Below are 21,005 nucleotides of genomic sequence, written 5' to 3' on the forward strand. Positions count from 1 at the left end.
CTTGAACTGACGGACCGTCAGGAATGGGTGCGGTTGGGGGAAACCTGTGGAGGATCCTACGAGGGGAGGCGGGAGCGGCTGGGGACAGCAGGGGAAGGGCAGCCGGGCGGCCCACGGGACGGTGCACCGACGGTGCACGGGGCGGGCCGGTCGGCTGAGGGGGAGTGGGTCGGCCGACCCGCCGGATCATGAGGGAGCGGGTGGAGTTCTTTGCCCGTACACGCCGTACGGGCGCCTGTAGTGCCCTCCGTAGGTTCGATTACCCGGAAAGGGGGGTGTCCTATCGCTTGGCCACGGCTTTGGCGACCGACTTGGCGATGCGCTCCGCGTCGATGGCCATCTCGCGGAACATGCCGCTGATGGGGTTGGTGTAGCCGGTGAAGTACAGGCCCGGGGCTTCCTTGGGAGTCCGGGAGCCGTGCACGGTGGGGCGGCCGCGCCCGTTCAGGACGCCGAGGTGGCCGACCAGTGGCTCCAGGCCGTTGCGGTAGCCGGTCGCGGCGATCACGGCGTCCGGGGTGATGCGGGAGCCGTCGGCGAGCAGTACCTCGTGACCGTCGAAACTCTCGACGGCGGCTACGGGCTCGACCTTGCGGGCACGGACGGCGGCGATGAGGCCGACGTCCTGGACCGGGATGGAGCCGTCCAGGACGCGGGAGTAGAGGCCGTTGTCCGGGCGCGGCAGGCCGTACTCCGACAGGTCGGGCACGCTGATCCGCTCCACGTACGGGGCGATCCGGTCCACCAGCCCGGTCGGCAGGCGCCGCACCAGGATCCCGGTGGCCTGGGCCGGCCAGCCGGCCGTGGACCGCCGCATGATGTGCGGGGGCGTGCGCACCGCGAGCCGGACCCGGGCCGCGCCCGCCTCCACCAGGTCCACGGCGATCTCCGCACCGGTGTTGCCGACGCCGACGACCAGGACGTCGCGGCCCTCGTAGGGCTTGCCGTTGCGGTAGCCGGAGGCGTGCAGCAGCTCGCCGCCGTACGTGTCGCGGCCGGGCCAGTCCGGCACGCGCGGGGTGTGGTTGGTCCCGGTGGCGATCACGACGGCGCGGGCGCTCAGCCGGCGGCCACCGGTGGCGGGCAGCGCCCAGCCCTCGGTGCCCTCCGGGGCGCGCTCGATCCGGGACACCTCTATGCCGGTGGCGATGTCGAGGTCGTGGGCTTCCGTGTACTGCTCCAGGTAGCGGACCACGTTGTCCCGGCCGACCCAGCGCCCGTACGCCCGGGGTATCGCGAAGCCGGGCAGGCTGGACAGCCGTCTGGTGGTGTGCAGATGCAGCCGGTCGTAATGCTGCCGCCAGGACGCGCCGACGGCATCGGACCGCTCCAGCACGAGGGTGCGTACGCCGCGCCTCTGCAGGGCCGCCGCGGCGGCGAGGCCACCGGGACCGGCGCCGATGACGATGGCGTCGGGCTCAGCCGTGGAAGCGCCGGCGCCGGGGCCTGCGGCCGTGCCTGCGGCCGTGCCTGCGGCCGTGCCTGCGGCCGTGCCTGCGGCCGTGCCTGCGGCCGTGCCTGCGGCCGTGCCTGCGGCCGTGCCTGCGGCGCCGGTCGTTGCCGATGTGGTGGCGGAGGTGTCGGCCATGGCGTGCTCCCGGATGTGTGGGGTTGGTGGAAAGAGCGTGCAAAGTCGTCCTAACGGAAGGTAGCGCGGCTTCGCCAGAGGGCCTTGCGCAGGGCTGTCCGTATCCAGTGAACTGACGTACCGTCAGATAGGAGGTCGCCGTGGAGACGATATGGCTCACCGGTGCCGAATGGCTCGCCGTGCTGCGCATCGGCCTCGGCCTGTGGTGGCTGGAAAGCTGGCGGCACAAGGACAAGAAGGGCTGGTTCGAGCGCGGCACCGGGATCGCCTGGGCCGCCGATGTCGCGGCCAAGCACCGCTGGAGCACGGTCCAGGGCGGCTTCGCGGCAGTGGTCGCCCCCCGCCCCAAGGCGATGGCGTACCTCGTCGTCTACGCCGAGCTGGCGCTCGGCCTCGGCCTGACGCTGGGCTTCCTCACGCCGATCGCCCTGGTCGGAGGGTTGCTGCTCAACCTGCTCTACCTCGTGCTGATGATCCACGACTGGGCCGAGCAGGGGCAGAACGCGATGATGGCGCTGATCTCATGCGTCGCCCTCTTCGCGATGAGCTGGCAGACCTGGTCGCTCGACAACGCCTTCGGGATCTTCGGATGACGGATCTTCCCGAGACCGATGCCTTCACCCGCGCCTACTGGGACGCCGCCGCCGAGGGGCGTCTCCTGATCCGCCGCTGTCGCGCCGCCGGTTGTGGGGCGCCGCATCACTACCCGCGTGAGTTCTGTCCGCGCTGCTGGAGCGACGATGTCGGGTGGGAGCAGGCGTCCGGGCTCGCCACGCTCTACACGTGGTCCGTCGTCCATCGGAACGACCTGCCGCCGTTCGGCGATCGCGTGCCGTATGTCGCCGCCGTCGTCGACCTGGCGGAGGGGCCCCGGATGATGACCGAGGTGACGGACTGCGAGGGGGCCGCACTGCGGATCGGGATGCGCCTGCGGGTCCACTTCCGGCAGGCGGGGGCGGCGGGAGAGCGCGGCGGCCCGGCGGTGCCGGTGTTCCGCCCGGTTGCTTGAATGGGGACATGCTGCAACCCGTAGAGCTGGAGGCGTACGGACTTCTGCTGCGGCCCTGGGAGGAGTCCGACCTGGGCGCCGCCCAGCGCGGCCTCTCCGACCCCGACTTCCGCCGCTGGAACACCGCGAACTCCCCGACTCCCGACGAAGGGGGCGCCCGCCGCTTCATCCGCAGCCGCACCGAGGGCTGGGAGCACGGTACGACGGCCTCCTTCGCCGTCACCGAGGGCGGCACGGTGATCGGCCAAGTCGGCCTCGGCATGATCGACTTCACGATGCGCAACGCCCGCGTCGGGTACTGGGTCCTGCCGGAGGGCCGAGGGCGCGGCATAGCCTCCCGCGCCCTCGAAGGGGTCACCCGCTGGGCCTTCCGCGACCTGGGGCTGCACCGCCTGGAGCTCGGCCATGCCATCGGCAACGACGCGTCGTGCGGGGTCGCCCGGCGCTGTGCGTATGCCCTGGAGGGCCTGCTGCGGGGGGCGATGATCGACATCGCCGGGATGCCGCGGGACATCCACCTGCACGCCCGCCTGGCTACGGATGCCCTGCCTACGGATGCCCTGGCCACGGATGCCCTGCCTACGGATGCCCTGCCGGGGACGTGACCCGCCCCGCCGACGCGCGGTCGCCCACCCGGCCCGCCCCGGCAACCCGGCCGATCCAGTGGGCGAACAGGCCGATGGCGGCGGAGTTCACCAGGGCGGCGGCGACGATGATGCCGTAGAAGCCGAGGGCGCCGATACCGCCGGTCTCGATCAGGCCGAGGAAGAGCCAGCTCGTCGGTGACGTCGACAGCAGCGGCATCACCGCGCCGAAGTCGGAGAGATCGGTTCCGGTGCAGACGATCACACCGGCGACGAAGGTCAGGTAGGCGGCGGAGGCCCAGTTGCCGGCGACGGTCCTCAGGATCCGTCTCGGCACGCTGCTGTTGGTCATGGCATGAGAGTGCCGTCGCGCGCCCGGCCCCCACATGAGTGCGGGTACTCAATCGCGGCCGAGTACCACCGTCCCGGAGGAGCAGAACCAGCCGCCCGTGCCCGAGGCGACGGCGAGACGGGGAAGCCGCCCGCCCGCCTTCCGGACCTGGCGGTCGCCGGCCTCGCCGCGAAGTTGGCGGACGGCCTCGACGAGCAGGAAAAGGCCGCGCATTCCGGGGTGGCATGCGGCGAGTCCGCCGCCGTCGGTGTTGACGGGGAGGTCGCCGTCGATGGTCAGACGGCCCTTCTCGACGAAGGCGCCCCCCTCGCCCTTGGCGCAGAAGCCGAGGTCTTCGAGGGTCACCAGGGTCATGTAGGTGAAGGCGTCGTAGATCTCGGCGAGGTCGATGTCGGCGGGGCTGACGCCGGCTCGCCGGAAGGCGAGGGGACCGGAGACGGAGGCCGGGGAGACGGTGAAGTCGTCCCACTCGGACATGGTGGTGTGTGAGAGGGCGGTACCGCTGCCGAGGATCCAGACCGGGGGCTTCGCGGCGTCGGCGGCGTACTCGGCGGCGGCGAGCAGCACGGCGCAGCCGCCGTCGGAGCGTATGCAGCAGTGCAGTTTGGTGAAGGGGTCGGCGATCACCGGGCCGGAGAGCACGTCGTCGACGGTGATCGGTGTGCGGTACATCGCGTCGGGGTTGCGGGCGGCGTTGGCGCGGGCCTGGACGGCGATCTCGGCGAGTTGGGCGAGCGTGGTGCCGTACTGGTGCATGTGGCGGCGGGCGGCCATCGCGTACTTGGCGACGAGCGTGTGGCCGTACGGGACCTCGAACTGCAGCGGGCCGCGCGCTCCGAAGGACAGGTTGGCGGTGCGGCGGCCGGCTTTGAGGTCGGCGCGGGCGGTGGAGCCGTAGACGAGCAGGACGGCTTCGGCGTGGCCGGCGGCGATGGCGTCGGCGGCGTGGGCGGCCATGACCTCCCAGGTGGAGCCGCCGACGGAGGTGGAGTCGACCCAGGTGGGGCACAGGCCCAGGTAATCGGCGACCTCGGCGGGGGCCAGGGTGCCGAGGCCGGCCGAGGCGAAGCCGTCGACGACCGAGCGGTCCAGGCCGGAGTCGGCGAGGGCGCGGCGGGCGGCCTGGGCGTGCAGGGCGTACGGGGTGGCGTCGTCGACGCGGCCGCAGTCGGAGAGGGCCACACCGAGGACGGCGACTTCGCGGCGGCGCGGGTGGCTGCCTTTGCGGCTGTTGCGGGTACCCTGAAGCGGCATGAATCTGACGGTACATCAGATGTGGAGTTCCGATGGATACCGCGTTCACCGAGGAGCAGCACGAAATCCGGCGCACCCTGCGGGAATTGCTGCACAAGCGCTGCGGCCCGGACGACGTCAAGGCCGCAGCCCGTGCGGAGGCCGGTTACGACGAGGGCCTGTGGCGGCAGCACCTCGCGGGCCAACTCGGGCTGCCGGGGCTGGCACTGGGCGCCGAGTACGGTGGCGCCGGCTTCGGGCCGACCGAACTCGCGCTGGCCTGCGAGGAGACCGGCCGCGTGCTGCTGCCGTCGCCGCTGCTCGGCACCGCGCTGCTCGTCGCGCCCCTCGTGGCCGAACTCGGTACGGAGGCCCAGCGGCGCGCCCTGCTCCCGCGGTTCGCCGACGGCACGCTGACCGCCGCCTTCGCCGCGCCCCTCGCCGGGCTCGGGCTCACCGGCGGGGCCGACGGCGACTGGGCGGGCGGCGGCCGGGCCGGCGGTATCCAGGCGCGGCTGGCGGAAGGCGGCTGGCGGCTCTACGGACAGGCCGACCAGGTGCTCGGCGGCCACAGCGCCGGGCTGCTGCTGGCGGCCGCGCACGTCGGCGGCTATGCGGGCAGCCGTACCCGGCTTTTCGTGGTCGAGGCCGGCGCCCCCGGGGTCGTACGCCGGCGGCTCACCGTCCTCGACGAGACCCGCCCGCAGGCCCGCGTCCAGCTCCGGGACGTCCCGGCCGAGCTGCTGGGCGAGCCCGATGCCGACCCCGGCCCGGCCCTCACCCGTACGGGCGTACGTGCCGCTGCCGCCCTCGCCGCGGAGGCGGTCGGCGCCGCGGACGCCGCGCTGGCCTCGACCGTGGAGTACGTCCGGGTACGCGAGCAGTTCGGGCGGCCCATCGGCTCCTTCCAGGCCGTCAAGCACCGGCTCGCGGACCTGTACGTACGGGTCCAGGCGGCGCGGTCGGCGGCGTACTACGCGGCCTGGGAGGCGGGTGCGGTGAGCGCACGCCTCGCGCTGGCGCAGGGGCTGGAGGCGCTGCGGGCCACAGCGGGCGAGGCGATCCAGCTGCACGGGGGCATCGGCTTCACGTGGGAGCACCACGCGCACCTGTACTTCAAGCGGGCGGTGGCCGACGACCTGCTGTTCGGGCCGGTCAGGGCGTTGCGCGGGCAGGCGGCGGGGCTGGCGGGGATCTTCGAGGGGGAGAGTGCGGCGTGAGTCGGAGTCGTCGACTGATCGAGCGCATGACGCCGCTGGTGCAGCGGGTTTCCGCTACGCGGGGCTTCGCGAAAGTCGCGCCACGGGTGGTGCCGGTGATGGACAAGGCCGTGCACCGGCTGAGCGGTGGGAGGGTGCTGCTGAGCGCGCAGATGCTGCCGGGGGTGGTGCTCACCGCCGTCGGCGCGAAGAGCGGGCTGCCGCGGCGGACGCCGCTGGCGTGCATGCCCGAGGAAGGCGGCACGTTTGTGCTGGTCGGGAGCAACTTCGGGCGACCTGATCACCCTGCCTGGACGGCGAATCTGCTCCGGAATCCGGAGGCGGAGGTGAGCTGGAAGGGGCGGGACGTTCCGGTGCGGGCGGTTCTGCTCGCAGGGGAGGACCGGGAGGCGGCGTGGGCGGCGCTGCTGCGGTTCTGGCCGCCGTACGGGGCGTATGCGGCGCGGGTGGAGCGGGAGATCCGGCTCTTCCGGCTGACACCGCGGTAGCTGCGCGTGCGGGGGCTGGGTTTCCCCACCCCGCCCCTTCCCGAAACCAGGGGGCGGGCCCCTGGACCCCCGGGTGCGGTTGTCCGGTGCGGGTGGATGGGTGGGTGGGTGGGTTGTGCGTTCTCCCACAACCGGGTGGCGGTCCGCGGAAATGGCGGCGCGGGCGCCCACTGCCGGCAACCTCCCCCGAGGACCGGTCGGTCGACGCCCGCGTCGGTGCAGGCAGGACTTGTGGCAAGGCGCCCCTGGTGGGCGTCAGCGCGTCGGCTTCTTGCCGGTGACGCCGAGGTGGACGAGCAGGGCGAGATTCGGCTTGAGCTCGGCCTGTTTGACACCCCAGCTCTGGAAGCCCTTTTGGTGTGCCGCGACGGCGGCGAGCATGGCGACGAGGGAGCCGGCGATGGCGGCGGGGCTGACGTCTTTGTCGACCCGGCCTTTCCCCTGGAGCTCCTTGATGGAATCCGTAAGGGAGTTGGTGATGGCGTTGAGGATCTTCATGCGGATCTTGTAGAACCGCTTGTCCCCTTCCGCCGCGCCGAGGTCGACGACGCGCAGAATCGCGTCGTGCTTGCGCCAGAAGGAAAGGAAACCGTCGACCAGTTCGTCGGCGGCCGCGGCGCCGGACTTTCCGACCCAGGACCGTCCGGCGACGAGGTCGGTGAGACCGGCGCCTTCCTTGGCCATTTCCTCGGCGAGTTCAAGGACGGCGCCCTCGACGTCGGGGAAGTATTGGTAGAACGTTGCGGGGGAGGTACCCGCCATCCGGGCTACGTCGATGACCTTGACGTCCCGGTACGGCGACGTGCTGAGCATTTCGCCGAGGCAGTCGAGCAGCTTCTGCCGCGTCGCCTGTCCACGACGTCCTGCCACACGTCCGTCGACGGTGCGAACTTGTCCTGTCATGCCGTCAGTTTACTGGCGGGTGATCAGCGCGCGATTCGGTGCCTGCAAATGGGGAAGGGCAAATGTTCGAATTTTCCCCGGGCGGCGTTGAAGATCCCCAGATAGCGTGTCAAGTCAGACACTCCGTCTGACGCGACCTATCGAGAGGAATCGAGGCCATGGCCGGTTACGCCGATGGGGTCCCCTGTTGGGTGGATGCCATGCTGTCCGACCTGGAGGCCGGCAAGCGGTTCTACGGGGAGTTGTTCGGCTGGACCTTCCAGGCCGGCGACAAGGAGTACGGCTACTACACCCAGGCGTTCGCGGCCGACGGCAAGAACGTGGCGGCGCTCTCGCCCAAGCCGGACGGACGGATGCCGACCGTCTGGAACCTCTACCTCGCCTCGGCGGACGCGCGGGCGACCGCCGCCAGGATCCGGGAGGCGGGCGGGCAGCTCGTCACGGAGCCGATGACCGTCGGGTCGTACGGGACGATGCTGATGGCCGCCGACCCGGGCGGGGCGGTGTTCGGTGTCTGGCAGGCCGGTACGCACGAGGGCTTCGAGAAGTCCGGCGAGCCGGGGTCGTACACCTGGGCGGAGATCCTCACGCGCGAGGTGGACCGGGTGGACACCTTCTACGAGACGGTGTTCGGCTACGGCAGCCGGCAGATCGGGGACGGCGAGAACTTCGACTACAAGGTCTTCGCGCCGGAGGGCGTTGAGGTCGCGCCGGCCAAGGTGGTGCTGGGGCGCTTTCGCATGGGCTCGGAGTTTCCCGCCGAGTTGCCTGCCCACTACGACGTCTATTTCGCGGTGGAGGACGCCGACCGGGCGGCCGAAACGATCCGCCGGCTCGGCGGGCGGGTCAACCGGGGGCCCGACGACTCGCCCTTCGGGCGCTTCGCGGTTGTCGCGGATGACCAGGGTGCGAACTTCTCGATCATCGACCAGTCGACGACCGTGGGCCAGGTCCCGGCGTAGGTCGAGTAGGCCGCGTAACGCGGATTGAACCCTGATCGGACGGCAGCCGTACCCATGGGTAACGGCAATGCGTCTCAAGAATCGCCGTGTCGACACCGCCCCGGGTTCGCAACTGGCACGCATCCCAGGAAGAATCAGGTTCCGGACCCCGGGACGGGGGGAACCCACGGGGAGGTGGCAGGGCAGTGGTGCAGCAGCTGACGCAGCACGACCCGAGACGGATCGGCCCTTTCGAGGTGCTGGGCCGGCTCGGCGCCGGCGGCATGGGGCTGGTCTATCTCGCCCGCTCGGCATCGGGCCGGCGGGTGGCGATCAAGACAGTGCGCGCCGAGCTCGCCGAGGACCAGCTGTTCCGCGTCCGGTTCGCCCGTGAGGTCGAGGCCGCGCGGGCGGTGAGCGGCTTCTATACGGCTGCCGTGGTGGACGCCGACCCGCGGGCCGCCGTGCCGTGGCTGGCCACGGCCTTCGTGCCCGCGCCCTCGCTCGAGGAGATCGTCAACGAGTCCGGACCGCTGCCCGCCCAGGCCGTACGGTGGCTGGCGGCCGGCGTCGCGGAGGCGCTGCAGTCCATCCATGGCGCCGGGCTGGTGCACCGGGACCTGAAGCCGTCGAACGTGCTGGTCGTCGAGGACGGGCCGCGCGTGATCGACTTCGGCATCGCGAGCGGGGTGTCCAACACCCGGCTGACCATGACCAACGTCGCGGTGGGCACTCCCGCGTACATGTCGCCGGAGCAGGCGAAGGACTCGCGGAGCGTGACCGGCGCGAGCGATGTCTTCTCGCTCGGGTCGACTCTGGTCTTCGCGGCGACGGGCCACGCGCCCTTCCACGGGGCGAATCCCGTCGAGACGGTCTTCATGCTGCTCAGGGAAGGGCCTGATCTCAAGGGGCTGCCGAGCGAGCTTCGCCCGTTGATCGAATCCTGTATGCGGATGGGGGCCGACCAGCGGCCCAGCCCGGCTGACCTGCAGGCGCAGCTCGCGCCGCATCTCTTCTCGTCGGCGGGCGGTGACGACACGGGGACGGCGTCGGCGTGGCTGCCGGCGGATGCGGTGGCGTTGATAGAGCAGCGGCGCAGTGGTGGACGGCCTGGGGTGCCGCCGATGCCTGCGAAGCCGCCGGTGGCTCCGCCGATGCCGCAGGAGGCTCCGCAGGGGGCTCCGGGTGGCGCCGGTGGGCCCGGTGGCGCGGGCGGGCGGCACGCGGCGGCTGCGGCGGGACCCGGGGGCGGGCCGGAGGCGGGGCCGGTGCAGTTCGCCGGGTCGGCGCCGATAGGGCCTGGGCTGCGGGTCGCCGACCGTAAGGAGCAGCAGGCGGAGGCTCCCGTTCCGGGGTGGGTCGGCCGTGGTGGCGGTGGCGGCGGGCAGGCGAACGGTCCCGCGCAGGGGCCCGCGCCCTCGCCGGTGCCCGTACAGGGGCCACCGGCCGGGGAGTGGCGGCCGTGGCGGTTCCGTATGTCCAACGACGTCTGGGGCACGCCTGTCGTCTCGGGCGGGCGGCTCTACGTGACGTCCTTCGAGGTGCACGCTCTCGACGTGGCCACCGGCCGGCGGCAGTTCAAGACGCGTGACGTGGCGTGGACCATGGCCGTCGACGGGGGCCGGATCCACGGGTCGGACGGGCCGAGCCTGTACGCGCTGGACGCGGCGGACGGCGCGGAGCGCTGGCGTACGGGCGTGGAGGGCTGGATCTACTCGCTGCGGGCCGAGGGCGGCGTCGTCGTCACCGGGACCAGAGGCGGCGGCGTACAGGCCTGGGACGCGGGAGGCGGGCGGCTGAAGTGGGAGCGGGGCGGCGCGCAGACGGAGTTCGAGACGCCGGAGTCCGGGCCGTGCGTGGTGGGCGGGATCGTCTACTTCCACGGCGGCGGCCGGCTGCGCGCGCTGGACGCGGAATCGGGCACCGAGATGTGGGCCTACCCGGTCCGCGGTCCTGGCGCGCCCGGCAGCATGCCGACGCGGCCGGTGGTCGTCGACGGGGCCGTGTACGTCACGGCGGGGGCGCGTGTGCTCGCGCTGGACGCTCGTACGGGTGGTGAGCGGTGGCGCTTCGACGCGCCGGCCGTGATGTTCGGCCCGCCGACGTATGTGCCGGGGGCCGGGGTGACCGGGGGCGGTGTCTACGTGGCCGACTACCTCGGCACGGTGTACGCCCTGGACCCGGTGGACGGGCGGGACCGGTGGCGGGTCGCCACGGAGCAACGGCAGTCGGTCGAGCCGGTGCTCGCTGTCGGCGGGGCCGTGATGCTGGGCGCGGGGAACGCGCTCTACACGCTGGACGCGGTGTCCGGCACGCCGAAGTGGCGGTTCGCCGCGCAGGCCGAGATCGTCGGTTCGCCGGTGGCGGCGGACGGGCGGGTGCACTTCGGATCGAAGGATCACTGTTTGTACACGGTCGACGCGGGGGGTGGGCAACTGCGCTGGAAGCTCGAGACGGGCGGCGAGATCACCGGGTCCCCCGTGGTGAGCGGCGGCGTTGTCTACGCCAGCAGCAAGGACCGGTGCGTCTACGCCCTCGACGCGGTCAAGGGGACCGGGGCGGCCGCCCGCCGGGTCTGAGCGCCCGTTGGCGGCTGCCGGCCCGCTGTACTACTGCTCCGGGGGCCGCCACATCGTCTGGGTGTCCCCGTACGGGTCGTACGAGCCCGGCAGCGGGTGGTCGTGGCCGTGGGTGGCGTCGGGGACGCGGTGGGGGCGCCGGCCGCGCATGACGACGGCGGCCAGGAGGAGGAGCGCGGCACCGATGAGGACGTAGGCGAGGCCGGGGCCGACGGAGTTGGTGTTGAGGCCGGCGGGGAGGCGGGAGCGCTGGACCATCCACAGGACGGCGGTGGCGAGGACCAGGAGGCCGGAGATCGCCATCACGGTGCGTGAGCCGAAGAGGATCGCCGCGAGGGTGAGAAGCGCGGCGAGGGCCAGGGGCAGGAAGACGGAGCCGAGCAGCACGGCGTGGGCGGGTGTGAGGCCGGAGAAGAGGTTCTCGACGCGGAAGTCGGAGCCGTGACGGCCGTCGTACCAGGCTCGGAAGGGGCTCAGGACGGCGGCCGTCGCTCCGGCGAGAGCGATGATGGACCCGACGACGTTGCGGAGCATCACCGGAGTACCTCGCTCTCTTCCGCCCCGGGCCAGACGCTACGCCCGGAGGCGGCAGGGCGCCACATGAGCGCGCTGCTAGGGTGATCGACGTTTTGTCAGGTATCCACGGGGGTTCATTTCATGCAGCGCCGTCTCGGCAGGCTGCGGCTTGTCGCCGTACTCGCCGTCGTAGTCGTCTCGTTGACCGGGTTCCAGTCCCGCAGCCGCATCCACAGTCACCACACCAGTAGTGGGGGAGGCGGCTGCAGCAGCAGTCACAGCACCTCGCATTCGTACAGTTCTGCCGGCAGTGGCAGTTCGACGTCGAGCACTGCCGGCTCGACGGACGCCACCTCCCAGATCACCGTCGTCGGTTGCACGGATCCCGACACGGGCAAGCCGGCGCCCCAGCTGAGGATCGACAACAGCGGTGGGTCCGGCGGCTATTACTTCAGCGCGGTGGTCCGGATGAGTGGGGAGGGCGGCAGCGCGGTCGGGACGGCGACGTTGAAGGACACGCTGGTCGGGGCGGGGGAGATCAAGACCGTCGGGGCCGTCGTGACGGACAGCGCGGGCGGGGTCGAGGCGCCCACCACGTCGAGCGGTTGTTCCATCAGCAGCGCCACGAAGGAAGCGGCCTGAGTTTCAGCGCACCCGGAAGTGCCGTGACCGGCCGGTGAACAGCTCCGTCTGGCGGTCGGGCGGCAGGTTGCCGAGGGCGATGAGGTGCGGGGCATGGGCGAGGGCCTGTGCCCGCGCCGCCTCCCGGGCGGACCAGACGGCGCGGACGGTGCCCTGGACGGCCTCGGTGGGGTGGGAGGCGATGACGGCGGCGGCCCGCAAGGCGGCGTCGAGCAGGGCGTGGCCGGGGACGACCTCGCTGACCAGCCCGGTCTCGTACGCGCGGTGGGCGGAGATCCGCTCGGCGGTGCCCATCAGGGACATGCGCATGACCTCGCCGTACGGCATGCGCTGGGCCATGGAGATGGCCTCGTACGCGCTGACCATGCCGTAGGTGGTGTGCGGGTCGAAGAAGGTGGCGTGCTCGGCGGCGATGACAAACTCGCTCTCGCCGAGGAGGTAGAAGGCGCCGCCGCAGGCCATGCCGTTGACTGCGGCGATGACCGGCTTCCAGAGGTCGTTGGCCTTGGGGCCGACGGCCAGCAGGGGGTCGTCCATCGAATAGGGGGAGGGCGGTTGGGGGACCTCGGTGGTGCGGTCGATGCCGGTGCAGAAGGCCTGGTCGCCGGCGCCGGTGAGGACGATGGCGTTGATGTCGTCGCGGAATCTGAAATCGCGCCAGAGAGCGGTCAGTTCGGCGGCGGTGGCCGGGTCGATCGCGTTGTGGCGGGCGGGGCGGTCGAGGGTGACGACGGCGATGCCGTCCTTGGATTCACAGCGCAAGCCAGCGGGGGATGCCGTCATGGAACACCGCCTTCACGGGCGTGTTGATGCGGATGCGGGCCGGGTCGAGGGAGTTCAGGGGCGCGTCCGGGGCCGTGACGAGGTTGCCGACGAGGCGGATGCGCGGGTCCTCGGCGAGTTCGACCAGGATGACGTTGTACGGGGCCTGGGCGGCGTAGTCCGGGAGCAGAGGCGGGTGGGGGACGACGTACGACCAGATGCGGCCGCGGCCGCTCATGAGCCGCCAGTCGGTGGCGAAGGAGTGGCAGTGCGGGCAGCAGGGGCGGGGCGGGAAGCGGAGCCGGCCGCAGCCGGCGCAGGCCTGGACGCGGAGTTCACCGGCGCGGGCGTAGTCCCAGAAGGGGGCGCCGTCGTCGTCGGTCACGGGTGTCAGCATGGGGTCAGCTCCGGAGGAGGAGGGCGGAGGTGGGGACGCCTTCGCCCGCGGTGACCAGGCAGGCGGCGGCGTCGGGGACCTGGGCGGTGGAGGTGCCGCGCAGTTGCCTGACCCCCTCGGTGATGAGGTTGAAGCCGTGGACGTACGCCTCGCTGAGGCCGCCGCCGCCGGTGTTGAGGGGGAGCAGGCCGCCGATTTCGAGGGCGCCGCCCTCGGTGAAGGCGGCGCCCTCGCCTCGTCCGCAGAAGCCGTAGCCCTCGAGGGAGAGCGGGATGAGGGGGGTGAAGGCGTCGTAGATCTGGGCGACGTCGATGTCCTCGGGGGTGAGGTCGGCGTGCTTCCAGAGGTGCCGGGCGGCGGTCCAGGCGGGGCCGGTGAGCGGGTCGTCGGTCCAGTAGTTGACCATGCCGTGGTGCTGGGCGGGCAGGCCCTGGGCGGCGGAGTGGACGTAGACGGGGCGGCGGCGGCAGTCGCGGGCGCGTTCGGCGGACACGACGACGCAGGCCAACGCGCCGTCGGTTTCGAGGCAGTTGTCGTAGAGGCAGAGCGGCTCGCTGATCCAGCGGGCGGTCATGTACATCTCGCGGGTGAGCGGGCGGTCGTACATCATCGCGGCGGGGTTCTGGTTGGCGCGGTTGCGGCACGCGAGGGCGACGTTGAAGAGGTGGTCGCGGGTCGCTCCGTACTCGTGCATGTAGCGGCGGGCCAGCATGCCGATCTCGTCGGCGGGGCGGAGCAGGCCGAAGGGTCGCGTCCACTGGGCGGGGGTGGGGAGTTGGGCGGTGGTGTTGGTCCAGGGGCGGGGGCCGCTGCCGCGTTTGCGGGAGCGCCAGGCGACGCCGACGGTGGCCTGGCCGGTGGCGATGGCGGCGGCGAGGTGGGCGACGGTGGCGCAGGAGCCGCCACCTCCGTAACCGACCTTGGAGAAGAAGGTCACGTCGCCGGCGCCGATGGCCTTGGCGACCTCGACCTCGTCGGTCTCCTCCATCGTGTACGAGGCGAAGGCGTCCACCTCGGAGGGATCGATGCCCGCGTCGTCGAGGGCGGCGAGGATCGCCCGGCAGGCGAGCGTCCGCTCGGACTCGGGGAGGTGCTTGGCGAAGGGGGTCTGGCCTATGCCGGCGATCGCGGTCGCGTCCTTCAGGTCCTTCGAGGCTGACATGCCGTCAGGTTATCGCTAATCTGACGGGTAGTCAGCAATGCCTGGTGCGGGAGGTATCGTGCGCGGTGACCTGGAGTGGGGCAGCATCCCACGACTCGTACGGGACGCGGCCGAGCGCTACGGCGACCGCGAGGCGGTGGTCGACGGCAGATCGCGGGTCTCGTACGCCGAGCTGGGCGAGCGTGTCGAACGGGCCGCCGCCGCATCGATCGCGGCGGGCGTCGAGCCGGGCGACCGCGTCGCGATCTGGGCGCCCAACACGCTGGACTGGATCACCGCCGCCCTCGGCGCCGTCACGGCGGGCGGCGTCCTGGTGCCGCTCAACACCCGCTTCAAGGGCGCCGAGGCCGCGTACGTCCTGCGGCAGACCCGCACCCGGCTGCTGTTCGTGACGGGCACCTTCCTGGGGACGTCGTACGTCGCCTCGCTGCGCCGCGCCCAGGCCGGGCGCGAGCCGGCGGACCTGGAGCAGGTGGTGGTGCTGTCCGACGCCGCCCCGGAGGGGTACCGGACCTGGAAGGACTTCCTGGCGGCGGGCGACGCGGTGTCCCCGGATGCGGTACGGGAGCGGGTCGAGGCCGTACGCCCCACCGACCCCTCCGACATCACCTTCACGTCCGGCACCACGGGCCACCCCAAGGGCGCGGTGATCACGCACGCCCAGACGCTGCGGGTCTACGGCGTCTGGAGCGAGCTGGCGGGGTTGGAGGAAGGCGACCGCTATCTGATCGTCAACCCCTTCTTCCACACCTTCGGTTACAAGGCCGGCATCATCGCCTGTCTCATGCGCGGCGCCACGATGGTCCCCCAGCCCGTCTTCGACGTCGACACCGCCCTGGCGAACATCGCCGCCGAACGCATCTCCGTCCTGCCCGGCCCGCCGACCCTCCACCAGTCCATCCTCGACCACCCGGCGCGCGGCTCCCACGACCTGTCGGCCCTGCGGCTCGTGGTCACCGGCGCCGCCGTCATACCGCTCCAGCTCGTCGAGCGGCTGCGCACCGAGCTCAAGATCGCCACCGTCCTGACCGCCTACGGCCTGACCGAGGCCAGCGGGACGGTGACCATGTGCCGCCGCGGCGACCCCGCCGAGGTCATCGCCGCCACGTCGGGGCGCGCCATCCCCGACACCGAGGTACGCGTGCTCTCCGACGGGCCGGGCCTTCCCGGCGAAGTCCTGGTACGCGGCTACAACGTCATGTCCGGCTACTGGGAGGACCCGGCGGAGACTTCCACGGTCGTCGACGCGGATGGCTGGCTCCACACCGGCGACGTCGGTGTCCTCGACCCCGACGGCAACCTCCGTATCACCGACCGCATCAAGGACATGTACATCGTCGGCGGCTTCAACGCCTACCCCGCCGAGATCGAGCAGTCCCTCGCCCGGCACCCGGACGTGCTGGACACCGCCGTCGTCGGCATCCCCGACGGCCGGCTCGGCGAGGTCGGCAAGGCGTATGTGGTACGGCGGCCGGGCACAGCCCTGACGGCGGACGACCTCATCGCCTGGTCGCGGCGGGAGATGGCCAACTACAAAGTGCCCAGGGAAGTGGAGTTCCTGACCGAGCTGCCGCGCAACGCCAGCGGCAAGGTCCTGAAGGGCGAGCTGCGGTCGCGCGGGTGAAAACCAGAAGCGGCCCGCGCCGCAGGCGATTCAGAATCGGGGGATGACCACCGAGCCCTGGAAGATCGACGAACTCGCCCACGCCGGCCCCGAACACCTCGACGCCGCCTTCGTCGCCGGCTACGACCGCAAGCAGGGTCACCCCGACCCCACCGAGGACATCGCCGTCCTCGCCGCCCACGGCCTCGGCCTCACCTCCACCGTCATCGACCTCGCCGCCGGCACCGGCCAGTTCACCCTGGCCGCCGCCCGCCGCTTCGGGCACGTCACGGCCGTCGACGTCTCCCCCGCCATGCAGGACGCCCTCCGCAAACGCACCGCCGACGCAGGTTTCGCGAACGTCGGCTTCGCCCTCGCCGGCTTCCTCTCCTACGACCACCCCGGCCCACCCGCCGACGCCGTCCACACCCGCAACGCCCTCCACCAACTCCCCGACTTCTGGAAAGCCCTCGCCCTCCAGCGCATCGCCGACTCCCTGCGACCCGGCGGCATCCTCCGCCTCCGCGACCTCATCTTCGACTTCCAGCCCTCCGCAGCCGACGCCGTCCTCGAGCGCTGGATGTCCGGCGCCGCCACCGACCCCGCCGCCGGCTACACCCGCGACGACTTCGCCGACCACCTCCGCACGGAATTCAGCACCTTCCGCTGGCTCCTGGAGCCCATGCTCGCCGCCGCCGGCTTCGACATCCTCGACGCGGAGTTCGTGGGGTCGGTGTACGGGGCCTATACGTGCGTCAAGCGCTGACGCGCGGCGCCGCTACTCCGTCAGGTCGTCCGGCAGCAACCGGAACGCGCCGTGAGAGGTGAGCGGCTGGACCGCGCGAAAGTGCCTGCGGTCGATGGTGAACAGGGCGTCGGTCCTGAAGTCACGAGCGAGTACGACGTTCATGGCGTCGGTCAGGCCGATGGCCAGGTCCAGGTAGCTCTGCATCACCGCACGAGCCGCGTGGAGATGCGTCCCCACTTCGGGTACCTCGAATCGGCCGATGGCGACTTTGTCGGCGATGTGGCCCAGCACGCTTACGGCGGCTTTGGACCCGAGGTAGCTGGTGACGAGGTAGTCGAGTTCCGCGAGCACCATGGGGGGTACCACGAGATGGCCGATCGTCGCGAGTGCCTTCCGGCACGCTTCATGATCGCCTTCGTCGCCCTTGTAGTACGCGAGCAGGGCTCCAGTGTCCGCAATAGCGACCGCCGTGCCGCTCACCGGCCGAATCCTGCAGCGAGGTAGTCGTCCACGTGAGTGGAGAGGTCTGTGGGGCCACCCGTGAAGACGGGTGCCTCCTCGTCCTCGCCCATGGGATCCGTACGGAAGGCGTGCACCGGCTCGTCCGCCTGCCCATAGGGGCGCATCACCACTATCGGCTGCCCGTTCTTAGTGACGATGACGGACTCGCCCTGCTCGACCCGGGCGAGGATCTTGGCCGTTTGCTGGTTGAGCTCGCGCGCACTCGTCTCCATGCCCGAGAGTGTACTACAGATGTCCTACATGTGTGCGCTGTGCCGTACGCAGCGCGTGCATGTGAAAGGACCGGCCGCGGCGCCCCCTCCGCGCCACGGTCGGTCCTCATCCCCCGGTTCCCCCCGGTTTCCCCCGTGTTGTGCTGTTCCCCTTGGTGGTGCTGGGCCTCAGGGAGTGTTGTAGTTGTCCGGCTTGACGGTGGTGCCGTCGCCCTTGACCGTCGGCTCTTCAGTGGTCTCGTCCGTGGAGGTGGCGACCTCCTCGGGCTCGGTGACCTCGGCGGTCTCCGGAGCGGTGCTTTCGCTCATGCTCTTCTCCCCTGGATGCTGAATAAGTGGTGCCGATGCGAGGCCCGCCTGGCAACGACCCCCGTGCGCTACCAGGCGGGCAGCTCTCGCAGTGATGGAATCGTGGCAGCAGTCGATAATCAACTGATAAACGAACGCTCGCACAGCACCCGACATGGGGCTTACACGGCGACTGCCGGAGCCGAGGGATCGCTGAGGAACCGCCGGACCTCGTCTGCTTCGGGCGAGCCGAGAGCGGTGAACGTGGCGAGAGCCTCGTGCCAACAGGCGCGGGCGCGGTCGGTGTGTCCGATGCGGGCGAGGGCCTTGCCGAGCGCCGTGAGGGCGTTCGCCCAGCGATACTCGCCGCTGACCTCGCGCAGAAGGGTGAGCGACTGCTCGGCGAAGGACGCCGCCTGGCGGTTACGGCCTGCGGCGAGTTGGACCTCGGCCATACGGAAGAGCGTCATGCCCTCCCAGAACTGCTGACGCGCATCGCGGAACACGGACAGCGCGTCTGTGAGGCGGGCCAGGGCTTCGTCCAGGCGCTCGGCGGCGGTGAGGGCGATAGCCAGGGCGTACAGACCGTTGCCGAATCGGAATCCGGCACCCAGTTCGCGGTAGATGACCATGGCCTGTTCGGCCGAGTCGATGGCGGCCGGAACGTCTCCGAGGGCGATCTGCGCACGCGACAGATTGCTGAGAGCCGTGGCTTCGCCGTATCGGTTGCTGTCGGCACGGAAGGCGTCGAGAGCTGTGGTGTGATAGGCCGCGCACTCCTCGAAGCGCCGCTCGGGCAACGCGATCGTGCCTCGCAGGTTCGGGGCGTAGCTGCTGGTCAGTGGGTCGTTGGCGGCGAGGCCGAGGAGCAGGGCCCGCTGGGCTTCGCGGTCGGCGTCGGCGAAGCGCCCGGCCAGGCCGTTCAGATGGCCGAGGGTGACGCGTCCCCGGCCCTCGACGAGCGCTTCGCCGCAGTCGGCGGCGGTGGTCACCAGGGCTCGGGTGGCCTGTTCGTACTGGCGGGCGTACACACCGGATTCCGTGAGGTCATGGCTCACGTGCAGCAGATCGACGGCTCGTCGCATCGGACCGTCGCACCCGCCCGCGGCGGCCTGTTGAACGGCAGCCAGCAGGCCGGGGGCCTCGGTGAAAAGCCAGTCCAGGGCTTCACCGCGGCTGGTGAAGGCGAGCCCCTGGCGTGAGGTCACCACGAGGTGGTCGAGGAGCCGGTCGCCCGGGTTTTCCAGCTCGTACGCGCGGGCGGCAGAGGCCAGGTAGAAGTCGAGCAGCCGCAGGAGTGCGGTGCAGCGGGACTCGTCGGATTCGTGGCGGTCGGCGCAGTCGCGGGCGTACAGCCGCAGAAGGTCGTGGAAGCGGTAGCGGGCGGGGGCGGCGGATTCGATGAGGCTGATGTCGACCAGGGCTTCGAGCAGCGCTTCGGCGTCGTAGGGGTCCATGTCGAGGACGGCGGCGGCGGCGTCGAGGGAGATGTCGGGGCCGTCGGGGAGGGAGAGGAGGCGGAAGGCGCGGGCCTGGGCGGGGGTGAGGTGGCCGTAGCCGAGCTCGAAGGTGGCCTTGACGGCGAGGTCGCCGGCTTTGAGCTCGTCGAGGCGGCGGCGTTCGTCGCTGAGCTTGCGGGCGAGGAAGGAGACGGTCCAGGTGCGGCGGGTGGCGAGGCGGGAGGCGGCGATGCGGATGGCCAGCGGCAGGAAGCCGCAGGCGGCGACGACGTCGAGGGCGGCCTGGCGTTCGCTGGCGACGCGTTCGTGGCCGACGATGCGGGTGAAGAGCTGGAGGGCTTCCTCGGGGCTCATGACGTCGAGGTCGACGAGATGGGCGCCGGCCAGGTCGACCATGCGGACGCGGCTGGTGATGAGGGCGGCGCAGCCGGGGGTGCCGGGGAGGAGGGGGCGGACCTGGGCGGCGTCGTGGGCGTTGTCGAGGAGGGCGAGGACGCGGCGGCCGGCCAGGGTGGAGCGGTAGAGGGCGGAGCGGTCGGCCAGGGAGTCGGGTATCGCGGAGTCCTGGATGCCCAGCGCCCGCAGGAAGGAGGCCAGGACGGCCTCCGGTTCGGCCGGCCGGGCGTCGGTGCCCTGGAGGTCGACGTACAACTGGCCGTCGGGGAAGGCCTCGTAGGCGGCGTGCGCGACATGCACGGCCAGCGTGGTCTTGCCGACGCCGCCGATGCCCGCGACCGCGGATACCGACATGACGCCGCCGTGCGCCAGGCTCTCGCCGAGTTCGCGTACGAAGGCGGCGCGGCCGGTGAAGTCGGAGACCGTGGCCGGGAGTTGGGCGGGACGGACCGGCTCCTGGGCGGACTCGGCCTGGGGGGCCGGGGGTTGGAGCAGGGCCGGGTCGACCTCGAGGATCCGCTGGTGGAGGTCGGTGAGCTCGGCGCCGGGGTCGACACCGAGTTCGTCGGCGAGGAGGCGGCGGGTGTCCGCGTAGACGCCGAGGGCCTCGGCCTGGCGGCCGCTGCGGTACAGGGCGAGCATCAGCAGGGCGCGCAGCCGCTCGCGCAGGGGGTGTTCGGCGGACAGGGCGGTCAGTTCGGAGACGGCTTCGGCGTGGCAGCCGACCTGGAGGTCGAGGTCGAGGCGGGTCTCGGCGAGCTGGAGGCGCCATTCGGACAGGCGGTTGCGCTGGGCGTCGGCGTACGGGCCGGGGAGGCCGGCCAGCGGTTCGCCGTCCCACAGGGCGAGGGCGCGGGCGAGGTCGTCGCGGGCCTTGCCGAGGTCGGAGGCGCCGCGGGCCTTCTCGGCGTCGGCGACGTACATCTCGGCGCGGGTGAGGTCGAGGGCGGCGGGCTCGGTGTGCAGGGCGTAGCCGCCGTCGACGGTGGTGAGGGCGTCGGTGCCGAGGGCCTTGCGGAGCCGGAAGGCGTAGCCGCGCAGGGCGGCGAGGGCGGTGGCGGGCGGTTCCTCGCCCCAGAGGGCGTCGAGGAGTTCGGCGGCGGTGGCGGCGCGGCCGCCGCGCAGGAGGAGGGCGGCCAGCAGGGCGCGTTGCTGCGGCGGCATGCTGGTGATCGGCTTGTCGCCCCGCCAGGCCCGTACCGGGCCGAGGACCGTGAAGCGCAGCTCCGCGCTCGGCACCGCCTGCGGGTCGGGTCCTGTGTCGCCGCTCCCCATTCCTGCCCCCTGTGCCGGCGCGCCGTTTCCGGTCGCGACGGGCGCGTTTATCGATCGTTCATCGCGAGCCGCAACAGTGGTCGCCGTGCCAGTTTGCCGTGTCAACCGGTTTCGGTCACCTATGG

22 protein-coding genes are annotated in these 21,005 nt (G+C 71.7%); 10 read left to right on the forward strand and 12 right to left on the reverse strand.

Features of this window, described 5'->3' with window-relative positions:
• Positions 1-280 precede the first annotated feature (280 nt).
• A complete protein-coding gene (locus tag ACFXJ5_RS11620) occupies positions 281-1,588 on the reverse strand; it encodes a flavin-containing monooxygenase (protein ID WP_384630148.1) in 1,308 nt (435 codons plus the stop codon).
• Positions 1,589-1,728: 140 nt separating this feature from the next.
• On the opposite strand from ACFXJ5_RS11620, the gene ACFXJ5_RS11625 reads away from it, so the two are divergent.
• Genes ACFXJ5_RS11625 through ACFXJ5_RS11635 form a run of 3 tightly spaced genes read left to right on the forward strand, consistent with a single transcriptional unit; the run spans position 1,729 to position 3,202 of the window.
• Positions 1,729-2,181, forward strand: coding sequence for a DoxX family protein (locus ACFXJ5_RS11625; protein ID WP_384630149.1), 453 nt, complete (start codon positions 1,729-1,731; stop codon positions 2,179-2,181).
• Positions 2,178-2,597, forward strand: coding sequence for a Zn-ribbon domain-containing OB-fold protein (locus ACFXJ5_RS11630; protein ID WP_384630151.1), 420 nt, complete (start codon positions 2,178-2,180; stop codon positions 2,595-2,597). Before ACFXJ5_RS11625 ends, ACFXJ5_RS11630 begins: the two co-directional genes overlap by 4 nt.
• Before the next feature lie 8 nt (positions 2,598-2,605).
• Positions 2,606-3,202, forward strand: coding sequence for a GNAT family N-acetyltransferase (locus tag ACFXJ5_RS11635; protein ID WP_384630153.1), 597 nt, complete (start codon positions 2,606-2,608; stop codon positions 3,200-3,202).
• On the opposite strand, the gene ACFXJ5_RS11640 is transcribed toward ACFXJ5_RS11635, so the two are convergent.
• Positions 3,177-3,533, reverse strand: a complete 357-nt coding sequence (locus ACFXJ5_RS11640; RefSeq protein ID WP_384630154.1) for an SCO4225 family membrane protein — start codon at positions 3,531-3,533, stop codon at positions 3,177-3,179. The genes ACFXJ5_RS11635 and ACFXJ5_RS11640 overlap by 26 nt on opposite strands.
• A gap of 48 nt (positions 3,534-3,581) precedes the next feature.
• A complete protein-coding gene (locus ACFXJ5_RS11645; protein WP_384630155.1) occupies positions 3,582-4,787 on the reverse strand; it encodes a thiolase C-terminal domain-containing protein in 1,206 nt (401 codons plus the stop codon).
• A 32-nt stretch (positions 4,788-4,819) separates the two neighbouring features.
• Here ACFXJ5_RS11645 and ACFXJ5_RS11650 point away from each other — a divergent pair, with 32 nt between their 5' ends.
• Together ACFXJ5_RS11650 and ACFXJ5_RS11655 are read left to right on the forward strand one after the other, a co-directional pair.
• Positions 4,820-5,986: an acyl-CoA dehydrogenase family protein gene (locus ACFXJ5_RS11650; RefSeq protein ID WP_384630156.1), complete on the forward strand. Its 1,167-nt coding sequence runs from the start codon at positions 4,820-4,822 to the stop codon at positions 5,984-5,986.
• A gap of 26 nt (positions 5,987-6,012) precedes the next feature.
• Positions 6,013-6,474 carry a nitroreductase/quinone reductase family protein gene (locus ACFXJ5_RS11655; protein ID WP_384630352.1) on the forward strand — a complete coding sequence of 154 codons (462 nt, stop codon included), beginning with the start codon at positions 6,013-6,015 and terminating at the stop codon, positions 6,472-6,474.
• Positions 6,475-6,729: 255 nt separating this feature from the next.
• On the opposite strand, the gene ACFXJ5_RS11660 is transcribed toward ACFXJ5_RS11655, so the two are convergent.
• The gene (locus ACFXJ5_RS11660; RefSeq protein WP_384630157.1) at positions 6,730-7,377 is read right to left on the reverse strand and encodes a TetR/AcrR family transcriptional regulator; all 648 of its coding nucleotides are present in this window, start codon (positions 7,375-7,377) and stop codon (positions 6,730-6,732) included.
• A gap of 200 nt (positions 7,378-7,577) precedes the next feature.
• Here ACFXJ5_RS11660 and ACFXJ5_RS11665 point away from each other — a divergent pair, with 200 nt between their 5' ends.
• Entirely contained in the window at positions 7,578-8,339 is a 762-nt protein-coding gene (locus ACFXJ5_RS11665) for a VOC family protein (RefSeq protein ID WP_384630158.1), read from the forward strand.
• A 185-nt stretch (positions 8,340-8,524) separates the two neighbouring features.
• Entirely contained in the window at positions 8,525-10,897 is a 2,373-nt protein-coding gene (locus tag ACFXJ5_RS11670) for a serine/threonine-protein kinase (RefSeq protein ID WP_384630159.1), read from the forward strand.
• Positions 10,898-10,927: 30 nt separating this feature from the next.
• Here ACFXJ5_RS11670 and ACFXJ5_RS11675 read toward each other — a convergent pair whose 3' ends face one another.
• Positions 10,928-11,431: a hypothetical protein gene (locus ACFXJ5_RS11675; RefSeq protein WP_384630160.1), complete on the reverse strand. Its 504-nt coding sequence runs from the start codon at positions 11,429-11,431 to the stop codon at positions 10,928-10,930.
• A 123-nt stretch (positions 11,432-11,554) separates the two neighbouring features.
• On the opposite strand from ACFXJ5_RS11675, the gene ACFXJ5_RS11680 reads away from it, so the two are divergent.
• Entirely contained in the window at positions 11,555-12,055 is a 501-nt protein-coding gene (locus ACFXJ5_RS11680) for a hypothetical protein (RefSeq protein WP_384630161.1), read from the forward strand.
• Between the two features lie 3 nt (positions 12,056-12,058).
• Here the strand turns inward: ACFXJ5_RS11680 and ACFXJ5_RS11685 are convergent, their stop codons facing one another.
• From ACFXJ5_RS11685 to ACFXJ5_RS11695, 3 genes are read right to left on the reverse strand one after another with little or no spacing between them, the layout of a single operon-like run.
• The gene (locus ACFXJ5_RS11685; RefSeq protein ID WP_384630162.1) at positions 12,059-12,838 is read right to left on the reverse strand and encodes an enoyl-CoA hydratase/isomerase family protein; all 780 of its coding nucleotides are present in this window, start codon (positions 12,836-12,838) and stop codon (positions 12,059-12,061) included.
• Positions 12,807-13,214, reverse strand: a complete 408-nt coding sequence (locus ACFXJ5_RS11690; protein WP_384630163.1) for a Zn-ribbon domain-containing OB-fold protein — start codon at positions 13,212-13,214, stop codon at positions 12,807-12,809. The genes ACFXJ5_RS11685 and ACFXJ5_RS11690 overlap by 32 nt, the downstream gene beginning before the upstream one ends.
• A 4-nt stretch (positions 13,215-13,218) precedes the next feature.
• A complete protein-coding gene (locus ACFXJ5_RS11695) occupies positions 13,219-14,376 on the reverse strand; it encodes a lipid-transfer protein (protein ID WP_384630164.1) in 1,158 nt (385 codons plus the stop codon).
• Positions 14,377-14,434: 58 nt separating this feature from the next.
• Between ACFXJ5_RS11695 and ACFXJ5_RS11700 the strand changes: the two genes are divergently transcribed.
• Positions 14,435-16,000 carry a FadD3 family acyl-CoA ligase gene (locus ACFXJ5_RS11700; protein WP_384630165.1) on the forward strand — a complete coding sequence of 522 codons (1,566 nt, stop codon included), beginning with the start codon at positions 14,435-14,437 and terminating at the stop codon, positions 15,998-16,000.
• A gap of 43 nt (positions 16,001-16,043) precedes the next feature.
• On the forward strand, positions 16,044-16,745 hold the full coding sequence (locus ACFXJ5_RS11705; RefSeq protein WP_384630166.1) for a class I SAM-dependent methyltransferase: 702 nt from the start codon (positions 16,044-16,046) through the stop codon (positions 16,743-16,745).
• Positions 16,746-16,757: 12 nt separating this feature from the next.
• Here ACFXJ5_RS11705 and ACFXJ5_RS11710 read toward each other — a convergent pair whose 3' ends face one another.
• From ACFXJ5_RS11710 to ACFXJ5_RS11725, 4 genes are all read right to left on the reverse strand, one after another.
• Positions 16,758-17,207 (reverse strand): PIN domain-containing protein, encoded by a 450-nt coding sequence (locus ACFXJ5_RS11710; protein ID WP_384630167.1) that lies wholly within the window; start codon positions 17,205-17,207, stop codon positions 16,758-16,760.
• Positions 17,204-17,461 carry a type II toxin-antitoxin system Phd/YefM family antitoxin gene (locus tag ACFXJ5_RS11715; protein ID WP_384630168.1) on the reverse strand — a complete coding sequence of 86 codons (258 nt, stop codon included), beginning with the start codon at positions 17,459-17,461 and terminating at the stop codon, positions 17,204-17,206. The genes ACFXJ5_RS11710 and ACFXJ5_RS11715 overlap by 4 nt, the downstream gene beginning before the upstream one ends.
• Before the next feature lie 168 nt (positions 17,462-17,629).
• A complete protein-coding gene (locus ACFXJ5_RS11720) occupies positions 17,630-17,770 on the reverse strand; it encodes a hypothetical protein (RefSeq protein WP_384630169.1) in 141 nt (46 codons plus the stop codon).
• 161 nt (positions 17,771-17,931) lie between these two features.
• Positions 17,932-20,880, reverse strand: coding sequence for a BTAD domain-containing putative transcriptional regulator (locus ACFXJ5_RS11725; protein ID WP_384630170.1), 2,949 nt, complete (start codon positions 20,878-20,880; stop codon positions 17,932-17,934).
• Positions 20,881-21,005 lie beyond the last annotated feature (125 nt).

Origin of the sequence: Streptomyces sp. NPDC059373, from assembly GCF_042751495.1 — a bacterium.
Classification (GTDB): domain Bacteria; phylum Actinomycetota; class Actinomycetes; order Streptomycetales; family Streptomycetaceae; genus Actinacidiphila.

Excerpts from the sequence above, each read along its gene's own strand:
- ACFXJ5_RS11620 (WP_384630148.1), bottom strand. The coding sequence starts at position 1,588 with ATGGCCGACACCTCCGCCACCACATCGGCAACGACCGGCGCCGCAGGC.
- ACFXJ5_RS11675 (WP_384630160.1), bottom strand. The coding sequence starts at position 11,431 with ATGCTCCGCAACGTCGTCGGGTCCATCATCGCTCTCGCCGGAGCGACG.
- ACFXJ5_RS11695 (WP_384630164.1), bottom strand. The coding sequence starts at position 14,376 with ATGTCAGCCTCGAAGGACCTGAAGGACGCGACCGCGATCGCCGGCATA.
- ACFXJ5_RS11665 (WP_384630158.1), top strand. The coding sequence starts at position 7,578 with ATGCTGTCCGACCTGGAGGCCGGCAAGCGGTTCTACGGGGAGTTGTTC.
- ACFXJ5_RS11650 (WP_384630156.1), top strand. The coding sequence starts at position 4,820 with ATGGATACCGCGTTCACCGAGGAGCAGCACGAAATCCGGCGCACCCTG.
- ACFXJ5_RS11690 (WP_384630163.1), bottom strand. The coding sequence starts at position 13,214 with ATGCTGACACCCGTGACCGACGACGACGGCGCCCCCTTCTGGGACTAC.
- ACFXJ5_RS11705 (WP_384630166.1), top strand. The coding sequence starts at position 16,044 with ATGACCACCGAGCCCTGGAAGATCGACGAACTCGCCCACGCCGGCCCC.
- ACFXJ5_RS11725 (WP_384630170.1), bottom strand. The coding sequence starts at position 20,880 with ATGGGGAGCGGCGACACAGGACCCGACCCGCAGGCGGTGCCGAGCGCG.
- ACFXJ5_RS11635 (WP_384630153.1), top strand. The coding sequence starts at position 2,606 with ATGCTGCAACCCGTAGAGCTGGAGGCGTACGGACTTCTGCTGCGGCCC.
- ACFXJ5_RS11660 (WP_384630157.1), bottom strand. The coding sequence starts at position 7,377 with ATGACAGGACAAGTTCGCACCGTCGACGGACGTGTGGCAGGACGTCGT.
- ACFXJ5_RS11640 (WP_384630154.1), bottom strand. The coding sequence starts at position 3,533 with ATGACCAACAGCAGCGTGCCGAGACGGATCCTGAGGACCGTCGCCGGC.
- ACFXJ5_RS11645 (WP_384630155.1), bottom strand. The coding sequence starts at position 4,787 with ATGCCGCTTCAGGGTACCCGCAACAGCCGCAAAGGCAGCCACCCGCGC.
- ACFXJ5_RS11720 (WP_384630169.1), bottom strand. The coding sequence starts at position 17,770 with ATGAGCGAAAGCACCGCTCCGGAGACCGCCGAGGTCACCGAGCCCGAG.
- ACFXJ5_RS11630 (WP_384630151.1), top strand. The coding sequence starts at position 2,178 with ATGACGGATCTTCCCGAGACCGATGCCTTCACCCGCGCCTACTGGGAC.
- ACFXJ5_RS11685 (WP_384630162.1), bottom strand. The coding sequence starts at position 12,838 with ATGACGGCATCCCCCGCTGGCTTGCGCTGTGAATCCAAGGACGGCATC.
- ACFXJ5_RS11680 (WP_384630161.1), top strand. The coding sequence starts at position 11,555 with ATGCAGCGCCGTCTCGGCAGGCTGCGGCTTGTCGCCGTACTCGCCGTC.
- ACFXJ5_RS11715 (WP_384630168.1), bottom strand. The coding sequence starts at position 17,461 with ATGGAGACGAGTGCGCGCGAGCTCAACCAGCAAACGGCCAAGATCCTC.
- ACFXJ5_RS11655 (WP_384630352.1), top strand. The coding sequence starts at position 6,013 with ATGACGCCGCTGGTGCAGCGGGTTTCCGCTACGCGGGGCTTCGCGAAA.